The organism is Magnetospirillum fulvum MGU-K5 (assembly GCF_000442515.1).
Lineage (GTDB): Bacteria > Pseudomonadota > Alphaproteobacteria > Rhodospirillales > Magnetospirillaceae > Phaeospirillum > Phaeospirillum fulvum_B.
Window position 1 is genome coordinate 1 of the sequence record NZ_AQPH01000056.1, and the last position, 25,181, is coordinate 25,181.

Here is a 25,181-nt window from a genome sequence, read left to right on the forward strand (position 1 = left end):
CCCGAAACACGCCCTCTCCTAAACGTAAGGGGCCGGGTCGGTCAGACCGGCATCGGCAAAGCCTTTCAGCCGCAGCCGACAGGAATCGCACTGACCGCAGGCGCGGCCCTGGGGATCGGGGTCGTAGCAGGTCGAGGTGATCGAATAATCGACCCCCAGTTCGAGACCCCGGCGGATGATGTCGGCCTTGGTCAGGTCGATCAGCGGGGTGTGCAAGGTCAGCCGTCGCCCTTCGACCCCCGCCCTCGTCGCCAGATTGGCCATCGTCTCGAACGACTGGATATAGTCCGGGCGACAATCGGGATAGCCGGAATAATCGACGGCGTTGACGCCAAGGAAGATGTCGGCGGCGTCGATCACCTCGGCGAAGGCCAGGGCGAACGACAACATGATGGTGTTGCGCGCCGGGACGTAGGTGACCGGGATATGGCCATCGGACATCTCGGCCTCGTCGCGGCCCTTGGGCACCGCGATATCGGCGGTCAGCGCCGATCCGCCAAACACCCGCAGATCGATATCGGCGATGCGATGGTCGGTAACCCCCTGGGCGGCGGCGACACGGCGGGAGGCCTCGATCTCGACGGCGTGACGCTGACCATAGCGGAAGGTCAGCGCGGCGGGGCGGAAGCCCTGGGCGCGAGCGATGGCGAGCACCGTGGTGGAATCGAGCCCGCCGGAGAGCAGGACGATGGCGGGACGGTTGCTCATCACGGCCTCCTTACAACGAGAAATGCTGAGAGAGGAAGGTGTCGATCTCGCCCTCGGGCCAGCCCTTGGCCGTCAGCGCCTTGCGCACCCCGGAGATATCGACGTTGGGCCAGGTGTGGCAGCTTTCAACGGTCTGCCGCCCGGCATCGACGATGCGGAAATCATAGGGGCGCTGTTCGCTCTGGAACACGTCGTAGGCCAGCACCTGATCAATCTGATTATCGGGCAGGAAGGTCAGAATGCGCGGCTTGATCTCGTACAGCCGTTCGGGGCGGTCAATCAGCTCGGCCCCGGCGATAATCAGCTCGTCGCCTTTCTGGCAGGTGCGGGCGGCGGCGCCGTTCAGAATGCAACAGCGCGATCCCGGCTCACCGAAAATGACGTAGGTGGAGATCCGGGCGGCCGAATTCTTGTTCCAGATCTCGACGAATTCCATCGGATAAAGGCCGGCAAGCTCGCACTGCTCGGGATCGAGGGTGATCGAACCGTGATAGTTCAAATCGGCATTAGTGACGCGAATGCCGTGCAGCTTCGCGCGAATGACCTTCATCATGGGGCACCGGAAATAACGGGGAATGACAAGGGCCAGACGTAAACTCACACGCCCCGGTTCCGCAACATCTTAATTGCGGTCGGGGTGTGATCGATTCGCCGCTTGACGCCCCCGCCACCGCTGTCGTTTGCTACCCTCATCTTTCCCTGGCAGGAGCCCGCCTTATGTCCGCCCCAGCCGTGCCCAGCGCGGAGCCGGTCACCGGAACGCGCCAACTGGTCGAGGCCCTGGAAGCCGGATGCAAGCCGAGCGAGGCTTGGCGCATCGGGACCGAGCACGAAAAATTCGGCTTCACCCTCGAAGACCTGAAACCACTCCCCTATGAGGGACCGCGCGGCATCAAGACGATGCTGAACGGCCTGACCGCCCTTGGCTGGATTCCGGTCGCCGAAGACGGCAACGTCATCGCCCTGACGGATGCCCAGGGCGCGTCGGTGACGCTGGAGCCGGGCGGACAGTTGGAACTGTCCGGCGGGTTGATGGAGACGCTGCACCAGACCGCCGCCGAGGTCACCGCCCATCTGGAGCAGGTCAAATCGGTCGCCGAACCGCTGGGAATCGGCTTCCTCGGCGTCGGGTTCCAGCCCAAATGGCGGCGCGACGACATCCCGTGGATGCCCAAGGGCCGCTATGACATCATGGGCCGCCATATGCCCCGCGTCGGCTCGCAGGGGCTCGACATGATGCTGCGGACCTGTACCGTGCAGGTCAATCTCGACTTCTCCTCCGAAGCCGACATGGTGCACAAGCTTCGGGTCTCGCTGGCGTTGCAGCCGATCGCGACCGCGTTGTTCTCCAGTTCGCCCTTTATCGAGGGCCAGCCCTGCGGCCTGCTGTCGGCCCGCGCCGACGTCTGGACCGACACCGATCCGGCCCGGACCGGCGGACTGCCCTTCGCCTTCGACGAAGGCATGGGGTTCGAACGCTACGTCGATTGGATGCTCGACGTTCCGATGTACTTCGTCTATCGCAACGGCCGCTATATCGACGCCGCCGGTCAGAGCTTCCGCGATTTCATGGCGGGTCGCCTGCCTGCGCTGCCGGGGGAACGGCCGACGCTGGGCGATTGGGCCGACCATCTCACCACCGCCTTCCCCGACGTCCGCCTGAAAAAGTTCCTGGAAATGCGCGGCGCCGATGGCGGGCCGTGGCGGCGTCTGGTCGCCCTGCCCGCGCTGTGGACCGGGCTGTTGTACGATCAGGTCGCACTCGACGGCGCGTGGGAACTGGTCAAGGACTGGACCGCCCAGGACCGCGAGGGCCTGCGTCTGGCCGTCGCCCGCCAGGGCCTCGATGCCCCGATCGCCGGACGCACCGTCCGCGACGTCGCCATCGACATGCTGGTGCTGGCGACCGACGGGCTGCATCGCCGCGACCGCCGCACTGAGTCCGGTCGGGACGAGAGTATTTATCTCGCACCACTTGAAACCATCGCCCGGACCGGCTGTACTGCCGCCGAGGACATGCTGGACGCCTTTGCCGATCGGTGGGGCGGCAGCGTCGATCCGCTCTTTTCCGAATACGCCTATTAATAAGGATCGCTTCATGACCGTTTCCTGCGGCTCGCTCGCCGAGGTACGCGCCAATATCGACCGCCTTGACCGCATCATCGTGCCGCTGCTGGCCGAGCGGGCGGGCTATGTCACCCAAGCCGCCGGTTTCAAGGCGGAACGCAGCGCCGTGGTGGATGTCCCCCGCATCGAGGACATCATCGTCAAGGTTCGCGCTCTGGCCGAGGAGACCGGCGCCGATCCGGCGCTGATCGAACGGATTTACCGGGCGATGATCGATTCGTACATCGCCTTCGAGGACGGGGTCTGGGCCAACACCCACCCCGCGCCCTAGAGTTTGACCGGGTTAAGGGGAAACACCCGACCCGTCTTGGCCGGGCTTGACCCGGCCATCCATCCCCATGGCCCCCCGAGTCAAGCCCGGGGGTGACGGTCCCAAGGAGAAATCCGATGAGCAGCCAAATCCGCAGATGGTGTCTTGCCATCGCCCTGGGCGGGGTTCTCCTGAGCACAGGCAACATTGCGGCACGAGCCGATGCCCGCCCCGACGGTGGCAAGCCCCCGGCGGTGTCCTGCGCCTCGCTGGACGAGGTGCGCAGCAACATCGACCGCATCGACCGGGCGATTGTCCCGCTGCTCGCCGAACGGGCCACCTATGTCGCCGAGGCGGCGAAGTTCAAATCGAGTCAAAGCACGGTGGTCGATGTCTCGCGGGTCGAACGCATCATCGCCCGCGTTCGCGTAATGGCCGAAGAGAACGGTGCCGACCCGGCCCTGATCGAACGGCTCTATCGCGGGATGATCGAGACCTACACCACCTTTGAAAAGGGGGTGTGGGCTCCGCCGCCCCCCGCGCCCTGATCCCCACGACGGATCGGGACAGCACGATAAACGCCCCAATCCTCGCGACATTTTATTACCATTAAGGGCCGAGCAACTTCGCTTGGCCCTTCTTTTTTGGCGATATGGGATAAGTTTTTTTCCTACCCGAAACCTACCCTGCCGGTTGGGATTTCAATCTAAATAATTCTATTTATAATTATATGTTATTGATTCTTATAACTTAATGACAATATCACCTGCTATCGAAAAACCAGCCTTCTCAGATGCGGTAGATTGTGGCCGAATCATGTCGGAAAACCGCAATCGACAGCGAATACGACAATTCCGTATTGCATCCTCGGTTGGGTTCAAAATGCCATCGGGCAGGAAGGGCATTCGAATGAAACGGATGATGAGTTATCTTTATTTTTGGGTTCTCGTTGCTATTATCTGTGGCGGCACCCTTGGCTATTTTGAACCGGCAATAGGTGTCAGTTTAAAGCCGCTTGGTGACGGCTTCATCGCACTTATTAAGATGTTGATCAGCCCGGTGATCTTCTGCACGGTCGTGCTCGGCATCGCCGGTGCGGGCGACATGAAGAAGGTCGGCCGAGTCGGCGGCAAGGCGCTGCTGTACTTCGAGGTGGTCTCCACCCTGGCCTTGATCATCGGTCTGGTGGTGATGAACCTGATCCGTCCCGGCGACGGCTTCCACGCCGATCCCAGCCAGCTCGACGCCAAGGCGGTGGCGAAATACGCCAAGCTGGCCGAAGAGCAGAGCACGGTCGATTTCATCCTGCACATCATCCCGAAAACCTTCACCGACGCCTTTACCGGCGGGGGCGACCTGCTTCAGGTTCTGCTGGTGGCGATCCTGTTCGGCTACGCGATGAGCCGGATGGGCGAGAAGGGCGCCGGGGTTCACCGCTTCATCGAAGAATGCTCGCACATCTTCTTCGCGATGATGAACAGCATCATGAAGCTGGCTCCGATCGGTGCCGGTGGCGCGATGGCCTTCACCATCGGCAAGTACGGCATCGGCGCGCTGAAGCCGCTGGCGGCGCTGATGGGCAGCTTCTACCTGACCTGCTTCCTGTTCGTGGTGATCGTGCTGGGGCTGATCGCCCGGTTCACCGGGTTCAGCATCTTCAAGTTCATCGCCTACATCAAGGAAGAGCTGCTGACCGTTCTCGGCACCTCGTCGTCTGAATCCGCGCTGGTTCCGTTGATGTCCAAGCTGGAAAAGCTGGGCTGCTCGAAGTCGGTGGTCGGTCTGGTCGTTCCCTCGGGCTATTCGTTCAATCTCGACGGCACCAACATCTACCTGACCATGGCCGCTTTGTTCGTCGCCCAGGCGCTCGACATCGAGTTGACGCTGGGTCAGGAGCTGACCCTGCTGGGTGTCGCGATCCTGACCTCCAAGGGCGCTTCCGGCGTCACGGGGGCGGGCTTCATCACCCTGGCCGCGACGCTGGCGGTGGTTCCCGCAGTCCCGGTGGCCGGTCTGGCCCTGATCCTCGGCATCGACCGCTTCATGTCTGAGGCCCGGGCCCTGACCAACTTCATCGGCAACGGCGTCGCCACCGTGGTGGTGTCGAAGTGGGAAAAGGAACTGGACGAGAAGCAGATGAGAGCCACGCTCGGCTAACGTCGGCTTCACCCCCAACGCAAGCCGGGGAGGCCATCGCCTCCCCGGTTTTTGTTTGGCCGATCCACGGCGGCCCCATCGACGCAGGCAATGAAAAAGGGGAGGCGAAACCGCCTCCCCTTCTCTTTGTCCGATACCCGGCCGGAGCTGGGCCTATTCGTCGTCTTCGATGAACAGGTGACCGGCGCGGCCGTGAACATAGCCGTTAGCGAACTGGACGCCGGGACAGAGACCGGCCAGCCGGTCCTCGGCCTCGGCCACCGCCATCCGTCCGTCCAGCACGGCCCGGAACAGGGCGGAAACCGCAACCATGTCGACGTTCTGGGGCCACAGACGGAAGCGCGACACGCCCCGCGCCTGGAGCGAAACCAGATCGGGCAGCAGGTCCATATAATGCGACGACATCGTCTGGGTGCCGTTGACCGCCAGGAACGGGATTTCGTCCAGGGTCTCGACCTCCATCCCGTCGGGATCGTCGGCGCAGACATACTGGCAGGCGTCCTTCGACAGTTGGCGAGCGCGGGCGGCATAGCAGCGCGCTGAAATCGCCAGCGGCAGACGACCGAACGCCTGGATCTCGATCTCGGACTTGGCCGCGGCGGCCAGAGCGGCGATCGCGTCACCCGAGAGTTCGGCGGGCAGACAGACGCGGATCGCCCCCATCGCTTCGAGAGTGGCGAGCGTGCCTTCGTTATAGACGTTGAGCAAAGCACCAGCGACGAACGGCCGACCGGCGGTGATCGCCGCCACCGAGATATCGTTGGCTTCGACCAGCACTTCGGCGGCGGAGGCCAGATCGCGGGCGGCGGCCATCTCGCGCTCGCTCATGATCAGAGCCAGCGACGACAGCACCACTTCCTTACCGGCGGCGTGCAAACGCTCGACGACGGCAGGGATGTACGGATCAAAGAACGGAGTGCGCTTGGAACAGACGACCTCGCCGACATGCACCGTATCGACCGGCGCTTCGTCAGCAATCCGAAAGTAGAAGTCGCGCAGGGTTTCGGGCTTCCAGTTGAACAGGACCGGCCCCAGGGTCAGTTTTGCCGTCATAATCAGCGCCACGCCTTTTCATAGGCTCCGGTGGTCTGTTTGCCACCTTCGGTGATACGATCGAGATCGATGTCGGGCAGGCCCTTACCGGCCATCACCGCATCGACACCCTCGCGGAACGCCCGGACTACCGCCGAAACATAGGCGCGGCCACGCTGGCGGCCTTCGATCTTGAAGGCGGTGACACCGGCGCGGATCAGATCGGGCAAAATCGCCAGAGTGTTGAGCGAGGTCGGTTCCTCGAACAGATAGCTCGATTTCTCGTTGGCGATGAACCGGCCCTTGCACAGGGTCGGGTATCCGGCCGGCTCGGTGTGGGCGAACTTGTTGATGGTGAAGCCGCCCAGTTCCGAGGTGATCCCCTCGCTGGTCTCGGTATAGCGGACGTCGCTGGCCGGAGAACAGGCACCGTTGATGTTGGGCGACTGGCCGGTAGCATAAGACGACAGGGCACAGCGGCCTTCGGCCATCACGCACAGACCGCCGAACACGAACACTTCGGTCTCGATCGGAGCGATCCGGGCGTTGACCTCGGCGATTTCCTGCACCGTCAGAACGCGGGGCAGCACCACCCGCTTGATGCCATAGCGTTCGGCGTAAAAGCGGATCGCGTCGGGATTCGACGCCGCCGCCTGCACCGACAGATGCAGCCGCAGATTGGGATGATGGCGGGCGGCATGGTCGATCAGACCGATATCGGCCAGGATCACCGCATCGGCCTTCAACGCGTCGCAATCGGCCACGGCCTTGTGCCAGATCTCGGGATGACCGGCACGGGGGAAGGTGTTGACCGCGACCAGGACCTTCGCGCCCTTGCTGTGGGCGTATTCGATGCCCTCGGCCAGTTCGCGGCGATTGAAGTTCAGTCCGGGGAAGTTACGCGCGTTGGTCTCGTCGCGAAAACCGACATAGACGGTATCGGCACCGGCGTCGATCGCGCTTTTCAGCGCCGCCGGGGTTCCGGCAGGACAAACCAGTTCGGGACGTGTCAGCGGCGCGGGGGCGGGCTGTGCGGTTGTCATACTTAGGCGACTCCTCCACGACGTGCGGCCTTGCGCAGGGTCTTCAGCTCGGTTTCAAGCTGGGAGATACGAGCGTTCTGCGCATTGGAATCCTTGACCGCGGGGGCGATCAGGGCGGTCCGCAGGGTTTCGATATCGTCTTGAATCCGGCCCAGCAGATCGACCGCAGCCGAGGCGCAGGTCCGGAACGGGCGGGCCAACGGGCCCAATTCGGCGCTGATATCGTTAATCAGATCGATTCCGGCACCGTCGATGGCGTTGCGGAGCGCAACCACCACTTCGGTATCGCCTTCGATCACCAGCCGCCGTGTAAAGAACAGCGCATCGCCATCGACCTTGCCCTCGGCCAAGGCCAGCAGGACCTCGAGCGGGCCATGGATGGTGGCGGCGACTTCCTGCGGATCAATCTCGCGCCGCACCGTCAGCCGGGGGTCGTCGGGATTGGGATCGAGCAGGATTACGAACGGCAGATCGACCGGGTCGATGCAGACCGGCTTCGACGCATAGTCAGCCATGCGATCGAGGATATCCGGATGGCGACGCCGCAGCATCTTCAACACGCCGTCGAACACCGGCTGCAACAGCGCGGGACGAACCGGCTTCAGCGCCATTCCCAGCAGCAACACCGGAGAAAACGGCGGCTGGACCGGTTTGACGTTGGCGCGGACTTGCCCTGGCCTCATGGTTTTAACCTCTCCCGACTGTAGGCGACAGCGACGCATACTGCGGGTCATATTCCCCCTGATCGGCGGAAGTCAAGCGACGCCCACTTTTCCACGGGCCGATTAGCCCTTCGGAACCGGGCGTCGGCGTTGACAGAAGACGGGTCGGCCTCTATCTCTTGCCGGTCGCGACCGGCCTTCAAGTGTTGGGGGCAGGGGCCACTGGTTTCGGGGAATCACTATGTTCGGCGCCATTGCCCGGCGGATTTTCGGCTCCGCCAACGACCGTATTCTGAAGCCCCTCTACAAAGAGGTCGACGCCGTCAATGCCCTCGAGCCAGAAATGGCCCGGCTCTCCGACGACGAATTGCGGGGACGGACCGAGTTGTTCCGCCAGCGTCTGGCGGCGGGAGAGACCGTTGACGATTTGATGGTCGAAGCCTTCGCCACCGTGCGCGAGGCGGCCAAACGCACCCTGGGCCAGCGCCATTTCGATGTGCAGCTGCTGGGCGGCATGGTCCTCCACCAGGGCCGTATCTCCGAGATGCGGACCGGCGAAGGCAAGACCCTGGTGGCGACGCTGCCGGTCTACCTCAACGCCCTGGCGGGCAAGGGCGTCCACGTCGTCACCGTCAACGATTATCTGGCCGCGCGCGATTCCGAATGGATGGGTCAGGTCTATAAATTCCTCGGCCTTACCGTCGGCGTGATCGTCCACGGGCTGGACGATCTGGAGCGCCAGCAGGCCTATGCCTGCGACGTCACCTACGGCACCAACAACGAAATCGGCTTCGATTACCTGCGCGACAACATGAAGTTCCGGCTGGAAGAGATGGTTCACCGTCCCTTCCATTACGCGGTCATCGATGAGGTCGATTCGGTCCTGATCGACGAAGCGCGCACCCCGCTGGTGATCTCCGGCCCGACCGAGGACAATTCCGATCTGTACCGGCTGGTCGACAAGGTGATGCCGCAGCTGGTCGAGCTCGATTACGAAAAAGACGAGAAGATCAAGGCGGTGACCCTGACCGAGCGCGGCACCGAGCGGGTCGAGGAAATCCTGCGCGATGCCGGGCTGCTGAAGGGCGGCCTGTACGATGTCGGCAATGTCAGCCTAGTCCACCACGTCAATCAGGCCCTGCGCGCCCACTTCCTGTTCTCGCGCGACGTCGATTACATCGTCAAGGACGACAAGGTCATCCTGATCGACGAATTCACCGGCCGCATGATGGACGGACGCCGCTTCTCCGAGGGCCTGCATCAGGCGCTGGAGGCCAAGGAAAGCGTCACCATCCAGAACGAATATCAGACGCTGGCCTCGATCACCTTCCAGAACCTGTTCCGCCTCTATCCCAAGATGGGCGGCATGACCGGCACCGCGATGACCGAAGCGGGCGAGTTCGGCGAAATCTATGGGCTGGAAGTCGTCGATATCCCCACCAACGTTCCGGTGTCGCGGATCGACCACGATGACGAGGTCTATCGGACCCAGAACGAAAAGCTGGAAGCGATCGTCACCCTGATCGAGGAATGCCGTAAGAGCGGCCAGCCCGCTCTGGTCGGCACCACCTCGATCGAAAAGTCCGAGCAGCTTGCCACCCTGCTGCGCGAGCGCAAGATCAAGCATCAGGTGCTGAACGCCCGCTATCACGAGCAGGAAGCCTATATCATCGCCCAGGCCGGCGTGCCCGGCGCCGTCACCATCGCCACCAACATGGCCGGTCGCGGCACCGACATCCAGTTGGGCGGCAATATCGACATGCGGATCCGCCTCGAACTGGCCGACATCACCGACCCGGCCGAGCGTCAGCGCCGGATCGACCAGATCCGCGCCGAGGTCGAAGCCAACAAGCAGACCGCGCTGGCGGCGGGTGGGCTTTACGTCGTCGGCACCGAACGCCACGAATCGCGCCGCATCGACAACCAGTTGCGTGGCCGCTCCGGCCGTCAGGGCGATCCCGGCGCGTCGAAGTTCTTCCTGTCGCTCGAAGACGATCTGATGCGGATTTTCGGCTCCGACCGGATGGACGGAATGCTGCAAAAGCTCGGCATGAAGGGCGGCGAGGCAATCGTCCATCCCTGGATCAACAAGGCGCTGGAAAAGGCGCAGCAGAAGGTCGAGGCCCGTAACTTCGACGTCCGCAAGAACCTGCTGAAGTTCGACGACGTGATGAACGATCAGCGCAAGGTGATTTATGAGCAGCGCAAGGAGCTGATGGCCGCCGACAGCGTCGCCGAAGAAATCGAATCCTTCCGCGCCGACGTCATCGCCGAAATGGTCTCGCGCTGCATCCCCGAACGCGCCTATGCCGATCAGTGGGACGTCAACGGGCTCCACGAAGAAGTTCGTCGCATCTTCAACCTGGACCTGCCGATCGTCGAGTGGGCCAAGGAAGAAGGCATCGCCGATCAGGAAATCCGCCACCGCATCACCGAGGCGGCCGAGGCCAAGATGGCCCAGAAGGCCGAAACCTGTGGCGCCGACACGATGCGGATGGTCGAAAAGAGCCTGCTGCTTCAGTTGCTCGATCAGGTGTGGAAGGATCACCTGCTCCAGCTCGATCATTTGCGCCAGGGAATCAGCTTGCGCGCCTATGCCCAGCGCGATCCGCTGAACGAATACAAGCGCGAAGCCTTCAATCTGTTCGAAGCGGCGCTGGACGATCTGCGCGAGAAGGTCACCTCGGTCCTGGCTCATGTCGAACTGCGCGTCGGCGATCCCGACCTCGATCAGGCGCTGGAGCCCAAGGGCACGTCGCAGGGTCAGGAAAGCCGCCAGGACCCGGCCGAAGGCACCGGTGCCGCTGCGGGCTTCGACCCCAACAACCCGGCCAGCTGGGCTTCGGTCTCGCGCAATGCCCCCTGCCCCTGCGGGTCGGGACGCAAGTTCAAGCATTGCCACGGCGCGGCGGTCTGACCGCCGCCGATGGCCTGGGTCTGGCTGGGACTGGCGATCTGCGCCGAGGTGATTGCGACCTCGGCGCTGAAGGCAACCGACGGCTTTTCCCGCCTGGGACCGTCGGTCGTCGTCATTTTCGGCTATAGCCTCGCGTTCTATTTCCTTTCGCTCGTGTTGCAGGTCCTTCCCGTCGGCATCACTTATGCAGTGTGGTCGGGAGTTGGAATCGTCCTGGTGTCGGTGGTGGGCTGGCTGTGGTACGGCCAGACCCTGTCGCCGCAGGCTCTGGCCGGTATCGGCCTGATCCTGGCCGGGACGATTGTCCTTAACCTGTCCTCGGGGGCGGGACCGCAGGGGTAGGCGCGCCGCCCCCGGTCGTGACAGCCCCGGAGTTTGCGGCTAGAGTGCCCCCGTCCGGCGCGTCCGGTCAGCCAGGGTTCTTTGCCCGCGTCCCCTCAGGAACCGCCCGGCGGTTCGACAGATACAAGGAACGTGCCTTATGAAGAACGTTACGGATGACTCGTTCGAGGCCGAGGTTCTGAAAGCCTCCGGCCCGGTTCTGGTCGATTTCTGGGCCGAATGGTGCGGTCCCTGCCGCCAGATCGCCCCGGCTCTGGAAGAATTGTCGACCCGGCTCGAGGGCAAGATCACCGTCGCCAAAATCAACATCGACGAGAACCCCGCGACCCCCGGCAAGTTTGGCGTGCGCAGCATTCCCACCCTGATGATCTTCAAGGATGGTGCCGTTGCCGCCTCCACCGTCGGCGCTTTGCAAAAGAGCAAACTGTTCGATTGGGTTGAGTCTAGCCTTTAAGGCATACGGGGCGGAGCTATCCGCCCCGTCCGCATCCTCATTGCATTCGGCCTGACTTATGCCAAACTGGGTATGAAGTTCATCTTCTCCCAGGGAGGGAGGGAGGCCAGAATGAGACGTATGCTTGCCTTAGTTGCTACCGCGATTGCTCTTGGAGCCGCAGGGTCCGCGACTGCCAAGGAAGAAATCGTCAGTTATTCCGAAGACATCCGCCCGATCATTCAGGGCCGGTGTATCGAGTGTCATCAGAAGGGCGGACCGGGCACCGAAGCCAGCGGACTCGACCTCAGCACCTATGAGGGGCTGATGAAGGGAACCAAATTCGGCCCGATGATCACCCCCGGCGAACCCGAAACCAGCAGTCTGCTGCGCCTGATCGATCACAAGGTCGATCCGTCGATCCGCATGCCGCATGGGAAGAAGAAATTGTCGCAATGTGACCGCGACGCGTTTCGTTTGTGGATCAAGCAAGGCGCCAAGAACAATTAAGGCGCCTTCCATCCGCCGCCCCGGACCCTGGGCCAGACTGGCATCGGGGCCGGGGTTTGGCGTGCCCTCTCTACCGTCATAACCCCCGCTGGCTTCCTTCGTGACTCCCTTCGCCCTCGCCCCCGATCCGCTGCTGATCCTGTTTCTCGCCATTGGTCTCGACGCCCTGCTGGGCGACATGCCCTGGCTGTTCCGCCGGGTGCCGCACCCGGTCGCCGCGATCGGCAAGGCGATTGAGGTCCTGGAACGCAAGCTGAACCGGCCCGAACGGTCCGAGCAGGCGCGGCGCTGGCGTGGCGGTGTGATGGCGGTCGGGCTGATCCTGGTCGGGACCCTGGTGGGCGCGCTGATCTCGTTCCTGGCCCGTGCCCTGCCCCATGGCTGGCTGGTCGAACTGTTCCTGGTCGCGACCTTCCTGGCGCAACGCTCGCTGTTCGACCATGTTCACGATGTCGCCATCGCCCTTCAGAAGAACGGGCTGGACGCCGGACGCTATGCAGTGTCGCGGCTGGTCGGACGCGATCCCAGTTCGCTCGACGGCCACGGCGTCGCCCGTGCCGCAATCGAGTCCCTGGCCGAGAATTTCTCCGATGCCGTCGTCGCCCCGGTGTTCTGGTACATGCTGTTCGGCCTGCCCGGCCTGATCGCCTACAAGACCGTCAACACGCTGGATTCGATGGTCGGCTATCGCAACGAACGCTATCGCGCCTTCGGGATGGTCTCGGCCCGGCTGGACGATGCGATGAACCTGATCCCGGCCCGGCTGTCCGGTCTGTTGCTGGTCCTCGCCGCGCCGTTCGTGCCCAAGGGCCGTCCGATCAACGCGCTGATCACGATGCTGCGCGACGCCCGCCACCACCGTTCGCCCAATTCGGGCTGGCCCGAATCCGCCTGCGCCGGGGCGCTCGATCTGGCCCTGGGCGGCCCGCGCCGCTATCCCGGCCTGTCGGTCGAGGAAAAGTGGATGGGCAAGGGCCGCAGCAAGGCCGATCTGGCCGACATCCACCGCGCCCTGCATCTGTTCACCGTCGCCTGCGTGCTGAATGCCGGGCTGGTCGTGCTGGTGCTGTGGCTGAAAAACGCGGCGCTGATCTGGGGGTAATTCCAAGCGGCATTGAGTGCTTGGTCTTGGGCCCAAGAGGCCGCGACCGGCGAATGAGGGGCCACCTAAAGCGGGGTTAGACCCCAGCGATCCGTTCGATCGCGGCGATATCAAGGGCGCGGTCGAGATGGGCGGCCAAACGGTCGAGAATCGCCTCGATCTGCGGCTCCCACGCCGCGCCGGGAGTCCGGCCGGGGCGCAGGCTGTCAAGAAAGGCGGCGCGGAACGGGTCGGAAGCGAACAGCCCGTGCAGATAGCATCCGGCGATCCGCCCATCGGCCGAGCGGGCTCCTTCGGGACGGCCTTCCAACGTCAGCAACGGCCGGGCGGCATCGGGGCCGGTGGTACGGCCCATATGCATCTCATAGCCCCGCACCGGGTGGCCGTTTTCGTCGTGACCGGCGATTTCGCACAGCACCTTGTCGCCCGCCATCACCGTCTCAATGTCAAGCAGGCCAAGGCCGGGGGCGACCGCGCCGGGCGGCCCTTCGACCCCCAGCGGATCGGCAATCGAGCGCCCCAGCATCTGGAACCCGGCGCAGATCCCCAGCACCCGCCCGCCACGGCGGACATGGGCGACAAGGTCGACATCCCAGCCCTGAGCGCGCAGGAAGGCGAGATCGGCAATCGTCGCCTTCGAACCGGGCAGGATCACCAGATCGGCATCGCCGGGCAAGGCGCGACCAGGCGCAATCATCTCAAGCGAGACGTCGGGCTCGGCGGCGAGCGGATCGAAATCGTCGAAATTGGCGATGCAGGGCAAACGCGGCACAGCGATCCGTAGCGCCCGTCCAGTCGCGGCAGCGGCCTTGCCCAGCGAAGCGGAATCCTCGGCGGGCAGCAGCGCCGCCTCGGCGAACCACGGCACAATGCCAAGGCAGGGCAGCCCGGTATGGGCGGCGATGACGTCGAGCGCCGGGGTGAACAGCGCCGGGTCGCCGCGAAAGCGGTTGATGACATAGCCCTTCAACCGCGCCCGCTCATCCTCGGGCAGCACCGCGACGGTGCCGACGATCGCGGCAATCGCGCCGCCTCGGTCGATATCGACGACCAGGATCACCGGCAGATCGGCGGCGGTGGCAAACCCCATATTGGCGATGTCGCCCGCGCGCAGATTGACCTCGGCAGCGCTACCCGCCCCTTCGACCACCACCAGATCAGCCCCGGCGGCCAAACGGTGATAGCTGTCCAGCACCCGGGGCATCAGCGTCGGCTTCAGCCGCTGGTAATCCCCGGCTGCGGCCTTGGTCAACACCTGACCTTGCACCACCACCTGGGCTCCGGTCTCGGAATGCGGCTTGATCAGCACCGGGTTCATGTCGGCCAGCGGGGCGATCTGGCAGGCGCGGGCCTGCAAGGCCTGAGCCCGGCCGATCTCGCCGCCATCGCTGGTGACGGCGGCGTTGTTGCTCATGTTCTGCGGCTTGAAAGGCCGGACGGCGAGCCCCCGCAGGGTGAACAGCCGACACAGCCCGGCGGCCAGCAGCGACTTGCCGACGTCGGAGCCGGTCCCTTGAAGCATGATCGCCGGAACGCGGGTTGTCATAGGCTCTAGCTCGCCCCGGAGGCGAAGGCGCAGAGGTCGCGCAGGCGGCAGGACTCGCAATCGGGCTTGCGCGCCTTGCAGACGTGACGGCCGTGCAAGATCAGCCAGTGATGGGCATGCAGCAGCCAGTGCGACGGCGTCACCGCCAGCAGACCACGTTCGACCGCCTCGACATCCTTGCCCGGAGCCAGCCCGGTCCGGTTGGCAACGCGAAAGACATGGGTATCGACCGCGATCGTCGGCTGGCCAAAGGCTATGTTGAGGACGACATTGGCGGTCTTGCGCCCAACGCCGGGCAACGCCTCCAGCGCCTCGCGGTCGGGCGGAACCGCGCCGCCATGGCGTTCGACCAGCAGGCGCGACAAGGCAATCACGTTGCGGGCCTTGGTGCGGTAGAGGCCGATGGTGCGAATCCGCTCGGCCAGCCGCTCCTCGCCCAATTCCAGCATCGCCTGGGGCGTCGCCACTTCGGCGAACAGCGGGCCGGTCGCCTTGTTGACCCCGGCATCGGTGGCCTGGGCCGACAGCACCACCGCCACCAGCAGGGTGAAGGGATCGCGGTACTCCAACTCGCTGCGCGGCTCGGGGTTGGCCGCCGCCAGCCGGGCGTACAAAGCCTCGATCGCGTCGGGACTCATCCGGCCAGAACCGCCAGCGCCTCGGCGTGGGTGCGAGCATCGCCGCTGGCGACGACCCGACCATCCGACCAGATCGTCAGGGGCTGACCCTGCCAGTCGGTCATCGTTCCCCCCGCCCCTTCGACCACCGGGACCAGGGCGGAATAATCGTAGGGCTTCAGCCCGGCCTCGACCACCAGATCGACAAAGCCGGTCGCGACCAGGGCGTAGGCATAGCAATCGCAGCCATAGCGCACGCCTCGCGCCCGGGCGGCGATGCGGTCCCATCCCGGACGGGTGGCGGCATCGAACAATTCAGGGGCGGTGGTGAAGGCGCGGGCGTGGGCCAGATCGGGACAGGCCCGGGTCGTGACCGGCTGGCCGTTCAGCGTGGTCGGCCGCCCCGCCACCCCCAGCCAGCGTTCGTCGGTAAAGGCCTGATCGATGATCCCCAGCACCGGGCGGCCGCGATGGGCCAGCGCGATCAGGGTACCGAAGCTGGGCTTGCCGGTGATGAAGGCGGCGGTGCCGTCGATGGGATCGAGCACCCACACCCATTCGGCGTCGCAATCGCGCTGCCCTTGTTCCTCGCCCAGGATGCCATGACCGGGATACTCGGCATCGAGGATCGCCCGCATCGCCGCTTCAACCTCGCGGTCGGCGATGGTGACCGGGCTGTCGTCGGGCTTGGTATCGACCGCGATCGGGGTGCGGAAATAGGTCCGCACCACCGGACGGGCCGCCTCGGCCAGACGCAGGGCAAGCGCAACGAATTCAGGAGGGCAGGCGTTCATCGGATCGGACCCGGGCTTTGGCTTCATCACGGCCAGTGTGGCCCGAAACGGGGCAACTGAACAGGCCGGATGTCGCGCCGATCAGCCCTGGAGCATCCGGCGCAGCAATTCGACGTCCTCGGCGAAACCGTGATCGGTTTCTTTCAGTTCCTCGACCTTCTTGACCGCGTGCATCACGGTGGTGTGATCGCGGCCACCGAACTTGCGCCCGATTTCGGGCAACGAGCGGCTGGTCAATTGCTTGGCCAGATACATTGCCACCTGACGGGGCCGGGCAACCTGACGCGAGCGCCGGGCCGAAGACATCTCGGCCAGCTTGATGTTGAAATGCTCGGCGACCTTTTTCTGGATCTCCTCGATGGTGATCCGACGGTCCGAGGCGCGCAGCAGATCGTGCAGCACTTCCTGGGTGGATTCCAGGGTGATGGCACGACCGACCAACTGCGAATGGGCGACGACGCGGTTCAGCGCCCCTTCCAGTTCGCGGACGTTCGAGCAAATCTTGTGAGCGAGGAATTCCATCACCTTTTGCGGTACCAGAACGCCCATCTGCTCGGACTTCGACTGAAGGATGCCGAGACGCAATTCGTAGGTGGTGGCGTGGATGTCGGCGACCAGACCGCAGGCCATCCGCGAGCGCAGCCGTTCCTCGATCCCTTCCAGGTCGGACGGCGATTTATCGGCCGAAATCACGATCTGGCGGCCCTGATCGACCAGGGCGTTGAAGGTGTGGAAGAATTCTTCCTGGGTCGCGTCCTTGCCTGCGATGAACTGAACGTCGTCGATCATCAGCACGTCGACCGAGCGGAACTGTTCCTTGAACGACATCGTGTCCTGGTGCCGGAGCGCCCGGATGAAGCGATACATGAACTTCTCGGCCGAGAGGTACAGCACCGAGCGATGCGGATTGCGTTCGCGGATGTGATGGGCGATCGCGTGCATCAGGTGGGTCTTACCCAACCCGACGCCGCCATAGAGGAACAGCGGGTTGAACGAGACGCTATCGGCCTCGGCGACGCGGCGGGCGGCGGCCCAGGCGAATTCGTTGGGCTTGCCGACGACGAAATTCTTGAAGGTGAAGCGGGGGTCGAGCAGCGCGCCCAACTCGTCCAGTTCGGCATTGGCGGCCCCGGACTCGGCCATCTGAACGGCGGTCTGGATGGGGGCCGGAGCGGGCTGGCTTGGCACGGGGGCGGTCTGCGCGACCAGAGCGGGGGCCTCGGACGGTGCTTCGTCGGGGGCGGGTTCGAAAGCCGGGGCGGCGGGCTGGCTTGGCACCGCGGCGGCGCGGGCGGTCTCGACGACGATCTCGACATTGCGGATCGCCGGATTCTCAGCCCCCCACAGGGTGCGGATTCGTTCGCCGTAATGGGTCGAGACCCAATCGCGCAGGAAGCGCGTCGGCAGCGCCAATCGGACTGCCCCATCGCTGACGCCATGCACGGTAATCGGCCGCAACCAGGACCGATAGGCGGAATCGCCCACCTCGTCCCGCAACCTGGTCTTGACCCGATCCCACTCAGACTTCGCCATTGCCGATCCCCGAATCCCTTGCCGTCCGCCCGACGGCACCCGCCCTTTCGGCGCCGACAGCGCCGTCCTTCCGGAAATCCGGATTCATGGTGCGGGATACCTCTTTGTCACCAACCGGGTCATTGCAACCACGGCCACACGCCCTGATGTCGTCCGCCGCTGGCGGTGCCCTCGACAATACTGACGCGCCTCAGAGTCCTGCTCTCTATCTGTCAAGTCAGTAAACCGCGCCACCGATGGTTATCACAAAATATCTAAATGCGATCTGTGTTCTGCATCACACAGAACTGACACGTCACAGATGATCATCGATGTGATTTAGCTTGAAGACTCGCGGAACTCTTTGGACTGCCCGGCGAGCGTTGCCAGACTAGCTATACGACCGTGGACTGGCAACAAGATCGGAACGCGAACAATGAAAATTTTTCGCTTGCATTCCACGACTCGCTGACGGGCCAAGGGGTTGGGCGAAGCGCATATCTTTGGGACGAATTCGTCCCTTCCGTCCACCCAAAACCAAGGGCCGCGCCCAGACGGGCGCGGCCCTTTACGTCAGAAATATACGACCGCTAGACGTGATCTAAGCCAGCGGCTTCATGTCACGGACGCGGGCGGAAAGGCGCGAGACCTTACGCGACGCGGTGTTCTTCTGCACCACGCCGGCCTGAACGCCCTTCATCAACTGGGGCTCGGCGGCACGCAGAGCGGCCTTCGCCGCGTCGGAATCGCCCGCCGAGATGGCGAGTTCCACCTTCTTGACGAAGCTGCGGATGCGGCTGACGCGAGCGCCATTGACCTCGGTACGACGGGCGGTCTGGCGGATGCGCTTCTTAGCCGAAGGATGATGGGCCATGGATGAAAACCTTGCAGCTCGGTTGCAAATTCGAAGGCGCGTTTATATGTGCGGGTTGGCCCCACGTCAACATAGAAATGCGTCTGGGCCTCACCGCTTCGGCGGCGGCGGCAGCGGCGGGGCCTCGCGGTCGAGAATCACCCGCTGCTCGGGGGTCAGCACCCGAGCCAGATCGGCGCGCCGCTGGTTCAGCTCTTCATGGACCTGCCCCCCGGCGGCCTGACGGTCGGGCCGGGTCTCCATCCGTTCGGCTGGTGGCATCTGGCGCGCCTGCGCCTGCATCTGGCGACGCATCTCGTCGGCGCTGGTAACGCCGTCAGCATAGGCGCTCCATTGCGCTTCCTGGGCGGAGGTGATCGCCAGCTTGGCCTTCAGCCCCGGCAAGGTCGCCGGATCGGGCAGCATCCGCCCCGGTCCCATCCCCATACCCATGCCGGGGCCGTTGCCGGGCCCCATTCCCTGCGCGCTTGCGTCCAGGGGAAGACAGAGCATCACGGCCAAAACGGACACCGAGGCGGCAGCGGTGAGTCGATCGAAGTACATGACGACCTCCTTAATCAACCAATTTCTAATGTTACCATAGCACCGCCAACCTGTCCGCTTCATGAACGAGATCGTTCGGCCGGAACCAGCCCATCGATCGCGGCCAGTCCGGCCACCGTGCCACGAGGCAACCGCCCGGCGGTGGCCGCCGTCACCCCCCCCAGCGCGATCAACGGCTGCCGGGCGAGGCGTTTCCACAGCCCCAGCCGCACCGGCCCGACCACCGGCGCGCCGGGATGGCTGCGGCTGGGAAAGATCGGCGAGACCAGGGCAGCATCGGCCCCCAATTCCGCCGCCCGGCCCAGCGCGCCGGGCGAGTGAGCGGCAATTGTGAGCAGGACGCGGCGGCGACGCAGCCAGCCCAGCGCCGGAGCCAGCACGCCATGACGGGCCAGTCCTTCGGGCAGATGCAGCCCGGCGGCCCCCAGCCGGGCGGCCAGCCGCCAATCCGCCGCAACGATCAGGGTCAGGCGGCGGCGGCGACACAACGCCGCCAGGGCGGCGGCACGGGCGACGCGGGCGGGATCGCCGTAATGGCGCAGCAATACCCCGCTGCCGGGCGGCAGAGCGGCGGCAGCAGCCAGCGGATCGGGCAGCCGCCCCTCGTCGGTGACCAGGATCAGCGGCGGCCCGGCCCAGCGCGACAGGCCGAGGCGGCTTGAAGAGAGTCGATTGGAGGGGTTTGCTTGGGTCATCGGCTGAGTATAATACCAACCGGTCAAGGACTTGACCGGTTGTATTGCCCCTCTGCCTAAGCGCTCGCCTCCGCTCGCTTGGCCGCCGCCGTAATGGCGGCTAAATACCGGCCAACGGATCAAATCCAGGGTTGGCCGGTATAATCCGCTCGGCCCGCCCCTGCCCGGCCGACTTGTAAAAAGGGTGTTCCGCCGTGTCCGATATTGCCGACGGCCTTGCCGCCATCCATTCCCGCATTGCCGCCGCCGAGACCGCCGCCCACCGCGCGCCCGGCTCGGTCGCCCTGGTCGCCGTGGCCAAGACCCATCCCGCCGAGGCCGTCATCGCCGCTCTCGCCACCGGGCAGCGTCTGTTCGGCGAGAACCGGGTCCAGGAGGCGAAAAGCAAATATCCCGACCTGAAGGCGCTCCACCCCGATCTGCGGCTGCATCTGATCGGGCCGCTCCAGACCAACAAAGTGCGCGAGGCGGTGGCGCTGTTCGACGTGATCGAGACCCTCGACCGCCCCAAGCTGGCCCGGGTACTGGCCGACGAGATCGAACGGGCCGGACGTCGCCCCGACATCCTGATCCAGGTCAATATCGGTCGCGAGCCGCAAAAAGCCGGGATCGATCCGGATCAGGCCGACACCCTGATCGCGCTGTGCCGCTCGGAATACCGGCTGGAGCCGTCGGGGCTGATGTGTATCCCCCCGGCGGGCGAAGACCCCGCCCCGCATTTCCGCCGCTTGGGCGAGATCGCCGCCCGCAACGGCCTGTCGGTGCTGAGCATGGGGATGAGCGAGGATTTCCCCACCGCGATCGCCTGTGGGGCCACCCATGTCCGGGTCGGCTCGGCGATCTTCGGCCATCGCGGATAGGATGAAGCGGACCGCTTTGGGGGCCGTCACCCCCGGGCTTTGACCCGGGGGTCGATGGGACAGGGGCATGACGGGCCGGGTGTTTCCCCCTAACCCGGACACACCTTAATCCTGGTCGAACCGCCCACGGAACTCCTCGATCAACTGGTTGAGGACGAAGGGGTCGGTGCAGGAATGATGCAGCCGCACCGACAGCGGGATCAGCATCCGCTCGCCCTCGGTATAACGTTGTCCGAAATAAAAGAAGCTCTGCCCCACCATCTGCTCGGGCCGCCAATGGAGGGTCAGGCCGGTAAAGCGCAGGTTGGACAGGTTCCCCATGAAATGGGCATAGCGGAAGATGTCGCTGGGCCCAGCCGCCGCCCCGGTCGGAGACCGGACCAGCGCCAGTTGCTCGCGATAGGCGGCGGAAAAGGTCGCCAGATCCTGGCGATAAACGTCGTCCAGCACCAACGACTGGAAGCGGTCATCGCCACCGACCGCAACCGGAATGAAGATCGGGGGATTGCCCAGCCGATACCACGTCCCGTCGATCTTGCGCAGATTGAACGAGGGATGTCCGGCCAGGGTCTGGGCCAGATGCCAGACCAGAAAGGAAAAGAAGGATTCCGCCTCGGGCGTGGCGCGATAGCGCACCCAGGCCCGGCTGACGTCGAGTTGCAGCGTCACATCGACATGGGGATTTTGCAGATCGGGGCCGCTGAAGAAATCCAGCGCCCAGCCGAGCCAGCCGGGCAGATCGGCCGGGTCGATGCGGTGGGGATCATAGCGGGCGGGAATCGAACTCATGGGGGGCCTCGGATCCGGTCTCGTCGGGTCAGTGCCGGGACGATACCATGGAGATCGACCGGGGACACAACCCACCTTCGACGTCAGAACATACGCCAGACCTTGAACCGCGGGCCGGGGCCGCGTAGCTTGGCAAATTGTGTCCACCCTCCTGGCGTATCGGAAGACTGTTCCATCAGCCGGGGGCAGGGCGGCAATATTATTACGCGCGGGACCCGCAGGCATCGCCGAAGATGTCGTGCTTCCCGCTATTCGCATGCGTTGACCCGACATGAGGCCGGCGAGAAGACAAGGAACGGTATCGATGAACGCTGAACAGGATCTTCCCTTCCTCCATCACCCCCATCCTGCGCCGGTCGCCGTCGACGTGCGGGCCGCCATGCTGGAAAATCCCGGATTTGGCCGCGTCTTCACCGATCACATGGTGACTGTCCGCTGGACCGAAGGGCGCGGATGGCACGATGCCGAGGTGCGGCCCCGCGAGGCGTTGACGCTTGATCCGGCCAACGCCGTCCTGCATTACGCCCAGGAGATTTTCGAGGGGCTGAAGGCCTATCGCACCCAGGACGGCGGCATCTCGCTGTTCCGCCCCGAGCAGAACGCGCTGCGCTTCCAGACCTCGGCCGAACGTCTGGCGATGCCGATCCTGCCGGTGCCGGTGTTCCTGAAGGCGGTCGAGCATCTGGTCAAGATCGATTCCGCCTGGATTCCGGGCGGCGAAGGCAGCCTGTATCTGCGCCCCTTCATGTTCGCCAACGAAGCCTTCCTGGGCGTTCGTCCCTCGTCCGAATATCTGTTCGTCGTGATCGCCAGCGCGGTGGGCGCCTATTTCAAGGGCGGCAAGAAGGCGATCAGCGTCTGGTTGTCCGACCATTACACCCGCTCGGCGGCCGGTGGCACCGGCGCGGTGAAGTGCGGCGGCAATTACGCCGCCAGCCTGATCGCCCAGGCCGAGGCCAGCCGCAACGGCTGCGATCAGGTCGTCTTCCTCGATTCCAAGGAGCATCGCTGGGTCGAGGAACTGGGCGGCATGAACATCTTCTTCGTGTTCGAGGATGGCTCGCTCCAGACGCCGCCGCTCAGCGGGACGATCCTGCCCGGCATCACCCGGGCCTCGCTGATCGCACTGGCCCGCCGCGAGGGCCGCGAAGTGCGCGAAGAACGCTATAGCATCGAGCAGTGGCGCGCCGACGCCGCCAGCGGCAAGCTGCGCGAAGCTTTTGCCTGCGGCACCGCGGCGGTGATTTCGCCGATCGGCGAGATCAAGGGCACCGACGGCAGCTTCACCATCGGCGACGGCTCCAGCGGCCCGGTGTCGGCGGCGCTGAAGGCACAGTTGGTCGGCATCCAGCGCGGCGAGATCGCCGATACCGAAGGCTGGGTCCGCCAGATCGCCTAATGTAACCGTTACCCCCTGCGGCCGCCGATGATCCGCGCGGCCGCAGGGGCTTCCTCCCGTCAGGATTGGGGCGAAGGCCCTGCTTCTGCCGCCTCGCGGCGCTGGGCGTAATGGCGGGCCAGGGCCGAGCAGGCCATCAACTGAATCTGATGAAACAGCATGATCGGCAATACGATCATGCCGACTTGTGCCGCCGGAAACAGGACGTTGGCGATCGGGACACCGCTCGCCAGACTTTTCTTCGAGCCGCAGAACACGATCGCGATCTCGTCGGCCTTGTTAAAGCCGAGCCAGCGGCTGAACAAGGTGGTCAGCACCAGCACTACCACCAGCAAGACACAAGCGATCACGATCATTCCGGCCAGTCCGTCGAGCGGCATTTTCTGCCACAGGCCGTTCACCACCGCCTCGCTGAAGGCGATATAGACCACCGACAGAATCGAGCCGCGATCGACCAGCCCGACCAGTTGCTTGTGCCCTGCCACCCAGCCGCCAATCCATGGCCGCAACAGGTGGCCGGTCACGAACGGCACCAGCAATTGCAGCATGATCGCCTTGACCGAATCGAGCGACATCCCGCCGCTGCCCTGGACCTTCATCAGCAAGGCGACGAGAAGCGGGGTCAGAAACACCCCGATCAGGTTCGAGGCCGAGGCGCTGCAAATCGCCGCCGGAACGTTGCCCCCCGCCATCGAGGTAAACGCGATCGAGGATTGCACCGTCGAGGGCAGGCAGGCGAGATACAGCACCCCGACCGCCAGCGGTTCCGGCAGTAGCCAGGTGGGGGCAAAGGCCTGAATCGCCACCCCCAGAATTGGGAACATCACGAAGGTGCAGGCCAGCACCAGCAGATGCAGCCGCCAGTGGGTCGCCCCGGCGAACACCGCTTCGCGCGACAGACGCGCCCCGTGCAGGAAGAACAGCAGCGCGATCGCAAAATCGGAGAAATGGTGGAAATAGCGGCCGAAATCGCCGCTGGCAGGCAGAAACGAGGCCAGACCGACGGTTGCGATCAGGATCAGGGTGAAGGAATCAAGGCGCAGGTGGGACAGCACGATCGGGCGGACTCCACAAATGAGCTGAGACACGAGGCTCCCGATCCCCGACCGGGCACATCACGGAAGGCAGGCAAGGGAGAGGATATCCCCTCCCCTTTTCCACCGGACGGGCTTTACTTAAGAATCCGATAATTGCTCGGTCACCCGCGCCGTCCAGGCCATCGCCATCGCCGAGCCCAGGAAGATGCAGTGGATCAGAACCTGAAGCGCGACGTGCTGCCATTCCATATGCGTCACGTTGATGAAGGATTTGAGCAGATGGATCGATGAAATCCCGATCAGCGCCATCGACAGCTTGATCTTCATCGTCGAGGCATTGACATGCCCCAGCCATTCCGGCCGGTCCGGGTGGTTATCCATCCCCAGACGCGAAACAAAGGTTTCGTATCCGCCAATGATCACCATGATCAACAGATTCGAAATCATCACCACGTCGATCAATCCGAGGACGATCAGCATCAACTCGGATTCCTGAACCGTGTCGATGTTGTGGACCAGATGCAACAATTCCTTCAGGAACATGAAAACGTAAAGAGCCTGGGCAACGATCAGGCCGATATAGAGGGGAGCTTGGAGCCAGCGACTGGAAAAAATGGTAATCGAAAGCAACTTTTCAGCTGGATTCAGGACTTTGTCCTGCCGGGGCTGAACCGGATGATCCGAAGAATGGCTCATGCTGTCATCAATCAGTCAGGGGAAAAAATCTCTCCTATGATGACTGGCAATCGTGGCAATTCCAAGACCTCCCCCATCCCCGTTTCGGGATGGAGGAGGTTTTCGATCAGCGGCGGATCAGTCTGGCGACCAGGGCCGCCAGCGCCAGCGCCCCGCCGAACAGCGACACCGCGATCCAGCCACTGCTGGTCCAGGCCAGGGTCGCCCCGGCCGATCCCGCCGCTCCGCCCAGGAACATCCCGGTCATGAACAAGGTGTTGATCCGGCTGCGGGCCTCGGGGCGCAGGCATAGATCGCGTGCTGGTGCGAGATCATCGCCAACTGAATCCCAAGGTCGAGCAGCACCACGCCCACCACCAATCCGGCCAACCCGCTCCACAGCCCGAACAGCAGCCAGGAGACAACGACCAAGGCGGCTCCGGCCTGGATCACCCGGCGCGGCCCATAGGTGTCGGCAAGACGACCGGCATAGGGAGCGGCGATCACCCCCACCGCACCGATGCCGCCGAACAGCCCGGCAACGCCCGCCCCGAACC

27 protein-coding genes and 1 pseudogene are annotated in these 25,181 nt (G+C 64.2%); 11 read left to right on the forward strand and 17 right to left on the reverse strand.

Features of this window, described 5'->3' with window-relative positions; genetic code table 11:
* Positions 1-18: 18 nt before the first annotated feature.
* Complete coding sequence (queC, locus tag K678_RS12920; RefSeq protein WP_021132908.1) at positions 19-708, reverse strand: 7-cyano-7-deazaguanine synthase QueC; 690 nt, start codon at positions 706-708, stop codon at positions 19-21.
* Positions 709-718: 10 nt separating this feature from the next.
* Entirely contained in the window at positions 719-1,261 is a 543-nt protein-coding gene (locus K678_RS12925) for an aspartate 1-decarboxylase (RefSeq protein ID WP_039853121.1), read from the reverse strand.
* 164 nt (positions 1,262-1,425) lie between these two features.
* Here K678_RS12925 and K678_RS12930 point away from each other — a divergent pair, with 164 nt between their 5' ends.
* The 4 genes from K678_RS12930 (at position 1,426) to K678_RS12945 (ending at position 5,242) form a co-directional block, all read left to right on the forward strand.
* Positions 1,426-2,793 carry a glutamate--cysteine ligase gene (locus tag K678_RS12930; RefSeq protein ID WP_021132910.1) on the forward strand — a complete coding sequence of 456 codons (1,368 nt, stop codon included), beginning with the start codon at positions 1,426-1,428 and terminating at the stop codon, positions 2,791-2,793.
* A gap of 13 nt (positions 2,794-2,806) precedes the next feature.
* Complete coding sequence (locus K678_RS12935; RefSeq protein WP_021132911.1) at positions 2,807-3,106, forward strand: chorismate mutase; 300 nt, start codon at positions 2,807-2,809, stop codon at positions 3,104-3,106.
* A gap of 116 nt (positions 3,107-3,222) precedes the next feature.
* A complete protein-coding gene (locus K678_RS12940) occupies positions 3,223-3,633 on the forward strand; it encodes a chorismate mutase (protein ID WP_021132912.1) in 411 nt (136 codons plus the stop codon).
* A 361-nt stretch (positions 3,634-3,994) separates the two neighbouring features.
* A complete protein-coding gene (locus K678_RS12945; RefSeq protein WP_021132913.1) occupies positions 3,995-5,242 on the forward strand; it encodes a dicarboxylate/amino acid:cation symporter in 1,248 nt (415 codons plus the stop codon).
* A gap of 153 nt (positions 5,243-5,395) precedes the next feature.
* Here the strand turns inward: K678_RS12945 and ubiV are convergent, their stop codons facing one another.
* The 3 genes from ubiV to ubiT are packed head-to-tail and all read right to left on the reverse strand — an operon-like array spanning position 5,396 to position 8,000.
* Positions 5,396-6,295 carry a ubiquinone anaerobic biosynthesis protein UbiV gene (gene ubiV / locus K678_RS12950; RefSeq protein WP_039853123.1) on the reverse strand — a complete coding sequence of 300 codons (900 nt, stop codon included), beginning with the start codon at positions 6,293-6,295 and terminating at the stop codon, positions 5,396-5,398.
* A gap of 2 nt (positions 6,296-6,297) precedes the next feature.
* Positions 6,298-7,317: a ubiquinone anaerobic biosynthesis protein UbiU gene (ubiU, locus tag K678_RS12955; protein ID WP_021132915.1), complete on the reverse strand. Its 1,020-nt coding sequence runs from the start codon at positions 7,315-7,317 to the stop codon at positions 6,298-6,300.
* Positions 7,318-7,319: 2 nt separating this feature from the next.
* Positions 7,320-8,000 carry a ubiquinone anaerobic biosynthesis accessory factor UbiT gene (gene ubiT / locus K678_RS12960; RefSeq protein WP_021132916.1) on the reverse strand — a complete coding sequence of 227 codons (681 nt, stop codon included), beginning with the start codon at positions 7,998-8,000 and terminating at the stop codon, positions 7,320-7,322.
* 220 nt (positions 8,001-8,220) lie between these two features.
* Here ubiT and secA point away from each other — a divergent pair, with 220 nt between their 5' ends.
* From secA to cbiB, 5 genes are all read left to right on the forward strand, one after another.
* Positions 8,221-10,896, forward strand: a complete 2,676-nt coding sequence (secA, locus tag K678_RS12965; RefSeq protein ID WP_021132917.1) for a preprotein translocase subunit SecA — start codon at positions 8,221-8,223, stop codon at positions 10,894-10,896.
* 9 nt (positions 10,897-10,905) lie between these two features.
* Positions 10,906-11,238, forward strand: a complete 333-nt coding sequence (locus K678_RS12970) for a DMT family transporter (protein ID WP_021132918.1) — start codon at positions 10,906-10,908, stop codon at positions 11,236-11,238.
* Between the two features lie 139 nt (positions 11,239-11,377).
* Complete coding sequence (gene trxA, locus K678_RS12975; protein WP_021132919.1) at positions 11,378-11,692, forward strand: thioredoxin TrxA; 315 nt, start codon at positions 11,378-11,380, stop codon at positions 11,690-11,692.
* A 111-nt stretch (positions 11,693-11,803) separates the two neighbouring features.
* Positions 11,804-12,181 carry a c-type cytochrome domain-containing protein gene (locus K678_RS12980; RefSeq protein ID WP_039853125.1) on the forward strand — a complete coding sequence of 126 codons (378 nt, stop codon included), beginning with the start codon at positions 11,804-11,806 and terminating at the stop codon, positions 12,179-12,181.
* Between the two features lie 100 nt (positions 12,182-12,281).
* Positions 12,282-13,283, forward strand: coding sequence for an adenosylcobinamide-phosphate synthase CbiB (gene cbiB / locus K678_RS12985; RefSeq protein WP_021132921.1), 1,002 nt, complete (start codon positions 12,282-12,284; stop codon positions 13,281-13,283).
* A gap of 76 nt (positions 13,284-13,359) precedes the next feature.
* On the opposite strand, the gene K678_RS12990 is transcribed toward cbiB, so the two are convergent.
* From K678_RS12990 to K678_RS13020, 7 genes are all read right to left on the reverse strand, one after another.
* Entirely contained in the window at positions 13,360-14,829 is a 1,470-nt protein-coding gene (locus tag K678_RS12990) for a cobyric acid synthase (protein WP_021132922.1), read from the reverse strand.
* Between the two features lie 5 nt (positions 14,830-14,834).
* The gene (nth, locus tag K678_RS12995; protein WP_021132923.1) at positions 14,835-15,467 is read right to left on the reverse strand and encodes an endonuclease III; all 633 of its coding nucleotides are present in this window, start codon (positions 15,465-15,467) and stop codon (positions 14,835-14,837) included.
* Positions 15,464-16,240 (reverse strand): histidinol-phosphatase, encoded by a 777-nt coding sequence (gene hisN / locus K678_RS13000; RefSeq protein ID WP_021132924.1) that lies wholly within the window; start codon positions 16,238-16,240, stop codon positions 15,464-15,466. Before hisN ends, nth begins: the two co-directional genes overlap by 4 nt.
* A gap of 81 nt (positions 16,241-16,321) precedes the next feature.
* Positions 16,322-17,773, reverse strand: a complete 1,452-nt coding sequence (dnaA, locus tag K678_RS13005; RefSeq protein WP_021132925.1) for a chromosomal replication initiator protein DnaA — start codon at positions 17,771-17,773, stop codon at positions 16,322-16,324.
* A 580-nt stretch (positions 17,774-18,353) separates the two neighbouring features.
* Positions 18,354-18,626, reverse strand: a complete 273-nt coding sequence (rpsT, locus tag K678_RS13010; protein WP_021132926.1) for a 30S ribosomal protein S20 — start codon at positions 18,624-18,626, stop codon at positions 18,354-18,356.
* A gap of 90 nt (positions 18,627-18,716) precedes the next feature.
* Positions 18,717-19,169: a Spy/CpxP family protein refolding chaperone gene (locus K678_RS13015; RefSeq protein ID WP_021132927.1), complete on the reverse strand. Its 453-nt coding sequence runs from the start codon at positions 19,167-19,169 to the stop codon at positions 18,717-18,719.
* A 59-nt stretch (positions 19,170-19,228) separates the two neighbouring features.
* Positions 19,229-19,864 carry a thiamine phosphate synthase gene (locus K678_RS13020; protein WP_039853129.1) on the reverse strand — a complete coding sequence of 212 codons (636 nt, stop codon included), beginning with the start codon at positions 19,862-19,864 and terminating at the stop codon, positions 19,229-19,231.
* A gap of 194 nt (positions 19,865-20,058) precedes the next feature.
* Between K678_RS13020 and K678_RS13025 the strand changes: the two genes are divergently transcribed.
* Positions 20,059-20,724 (forward strand): YggS family pyridoxal phosphate-dependent enzyme, encoded by a 666-nt coding sequence (locus tag K678_RS13025; RefSeq protein WP_021132929.1) that lies wholly within the window; start codon positions 20,059-20,061, stop codon positions 20,722-20,724.
* 105 nt (positions 20,725-20,829) lie between these two features.
* Here K678_RS13025 and K678_RS13030 read toward each other — a convergent pair whose 3' ends face one another.
* A complete protein-coding gene (locus tag K678_RS13030) occupies positions 20,830-21,513 on the reverse strand; it encodes a CatA-like O-acetyltransferase (RefSeq protein ID WP_021132930.1) in 684 nt (227 codons plus the stop codon).
* Between the two features lie 304 nt (positions 21,514-21,817).
* Between K678_RS13030 and K678_RS13035 the strand changes: the two genes are divergently transcribed.
* Positions 21,818-22,912 (forward strand): branched-chain amino acid aminotransferase, encoded by a 1,095-nt coding sequence (locus K678_RS13035; protein ID WP_021132931.1) that lies wholly within the window; start codon positions 21,818-21,820, stop codon positions 22,910-22,912.
* A 59-nt stretch (positions 22,913-22,971) separates the two neighbouring features.
* Here K678_RS13035 and K678_RS13040 read toward each other — a convergent pair whose 3' ends face one another.
* The 4 genes and pseudogenes from K678_RS13040 to K678_RS19105 all read right to left on the reverse strand — a co-directional run.
* Positions 22,972-24,000: a bile acid:sodium symporter family protein gene (locus K678_RS13040; RefSeq protein ID WP_231376258.1), complete on the reverse strand. Its 1,029-nt coding sequence runs from the start codon at positions 23,998-24,000 to the stop codon at positions 22,972-22,974.
* Positions 24,001-24,087: 87 nt separating this feature from the next.
* On the reverse strand, positions 24,088-24,645 hold the full coding sequence (locus K678_RS13045) for a TIGR00645 family protein (protein ID WP_021132933.1): 558 nt from the start codon (positions 24,643-24,645) through the stop codon (positions 24,088-24,090).
* 106 nt (positions 24,646-24,751) lie between these two features.
* Positions 24,752-24,892, reverse strand: a complete 141-nt coding sequence (locus K678_RS18740; protein WP_021132934.1) for a hypothetical protein — start codon at positions 24,890-24,892, stop codon at positions 24,752-24,754.
* Positions 24,889-25,181: pseudogene (locus K678_RS19105) on the reverse strand (MFS transporter); the annotation flags it as partial. The pseudogene K678_RS19105 and the gene K678_RS18740, both read right to left, overlap by 4 nt.

What these genes read in the sequence shown, in the direction of transcription:
- K678_RS12940 (WP_021132912.1), top strand. Translation starts at nt 3,223, where the DNA reads ATGAGCAGCCAAATCCGCAGATGGTGTCTTGCCATCGCCCTGGGCGGG.
- K678_RS12945 (WP_021132913.1), top strand. Translation starts at nt 3,995, where the DNA reads ATGAAACGGATGATGAGTTATCTTTATTTTTGGGTTCTCGTTGCTATT.
- K678_RS13015 (WP_021132927.1), bottom strand. Translation starts at nt 19,169, where the DNA reads ATGTACTTCGATCGACTCACCGCTGCCGCCTCGGTGTCCGTTTTGGCC.
- K678_RS13035 (WP_021132931.1), top strand. Translation starts at nt 21,818, where the DNA reads ATGAACGCTGAACAGGATCTTCCCTTCCTCCATCACCCCCATCCTGCG.
- hisN (WP_021132924.1), bottom strand. Translation starts at nt 16,240, where the DNA reads ATGAACGCCTGCCCTCCTGAATTCGTTGCGCTTGCCCTGCGTCTGGCC.
- rpsT (WP_021132926.1), bottom strand. Translation starts at nt 18,626, where the DNA reads ATGGCCCATCATCCTTCGGCTAAGAAGCGCATCCGCCAGACCGCCCGT.
- queC (WP_021132908.1), bottom strand. Translation starts at nt 708, where the DNA reads ATGAGCAACCGTCCCGCCATCGTCCTGCTCTCCGGCGGGCTCGATTCC.
- nth (WP_021132923.1), bottom strand. Translation starts at nt 15,467, where the DNA reads ATGAGTCCCGACGCGATCGAGGCTTTGTACGCCCGGCTGGCGGCGGCC.
- K678_RS12930 (WP_021132910.1), top strand. Translation starts at nt 1,426, where the DNA reads ATGTCCGCCCCAGCCGTGCCCAGCGCGGAGCCGGTCACCGGAACGCGC.
- dnaA (WP_021132925.1), bottom strand. Translation starts at nt 17,773, where the DNA reads ATGGCGAAGTCTGAGTGGGATCGGGTCAAGACCAGGTTGCGGGACGAG.
- K678_RS13030 (WP_021132930.1), bottom strand. Translation starts at nt 21,513, where the DNA reads ATGAGTTCGATTCCCGCCCGCTATGATCCCCACCGCATCGACCCGGCC.
- ubiV (WP_039853123.1), bottom strand. Translation starts at nt 6,295, where the DNA reads ATGACGGCAAAACTGACCCTGGGGCCGGTCCTGTTCAACTGGAAGCCC.
- ubiT (WP_021132916.1), bottom strand. Translation starts at nt 8,000, where the DNA reads ATGAGGCCAGGGCAAGTCCGCGCCAACGTCAAACCGGTCCAGCCGCCG.
- secA (WP_021132917.1), top strand. Translation starts at nt 8,221, where the DNA reads ATGTTCGGCGCCATTGCCCGGCGGATTTTCGGCTCCGCCAACGACCGT.
- K678_RS18740 (WP_021132934.1), bottom strand. Translation starts at nt 24,892, where the DNA reads ATGACCGGGATGTTCCTGGGCGGAGCGGCGGGATCGGCCGGGGCGACC.
- K678_RS12970 (WP_021132918.1), top strand. Translation starts at nt 10,906, where the DNA reads ATGGCCTGGGTCTGGCTGGGACTGGCGATCTGCGCCGAGGTGATTGCG.
- K678_RS12990 (WP_021132922.1), bottom strand. Translation starts at nt 14,829, where the DNA reads ATGACAACCCGCGTTCCGGCGATCATGCTTCAAGGGACCGGCTCCGAC.
- K678_RS12925 (WP_039853121.1), bottom strand. Translation starts at nt 1,261, where the DNA reads ATGATGAAGGTCATTCGCGCGAAGCTGCACGGCATTCGCGTCACTAAT.
- K678_RS12980 (WP_039853125.1), top strand. Translation starts at nt 11,804, where the DNA reads ATGAGACGTATGCTTGCCTTAGTTGCTACCGCGATTGCTCTTGGAGCC.
- K678_RS13020 (WP_039853129.1), bottom strand. Translation starts at nt 19,864, where the DNA reads ATGACCCAAGCAAACCCCTCCAATCGACTCTCTTCAAGCCGCCTCGGC.
- K678_RS12935 (WP_021132911.1), top strand. Translation starts at nt 2,807, where the DNA reads ATGACCGTTTCCTGCGGCTCGCTCGCCGAGGTACGCGCCAATATCGAC.
- ubiU (WP_021132915.1), bottom strand. Translation starts at nt 7,317, where the DNA reads ATGACAACCGCACAGCCCGCCCCCGCGCCGCTGACACGTCCCGAACTG.
- trxA (WP_021132919.1), top strand. Translation starts at nt 11,378, where the DNA reads ATGAAGAACGTTACGGATGACTCGTTCGAGGCCGAGGTTCTGAAAGCC.
- K678_RS13045 (WP_021132933.1), bottom strand. Translation starts at nt 24,645, where the DNA reads ATGAGCCATTCTTCGGATCATCCGGTTCAGCCCCGGCAGGACAAAGTC.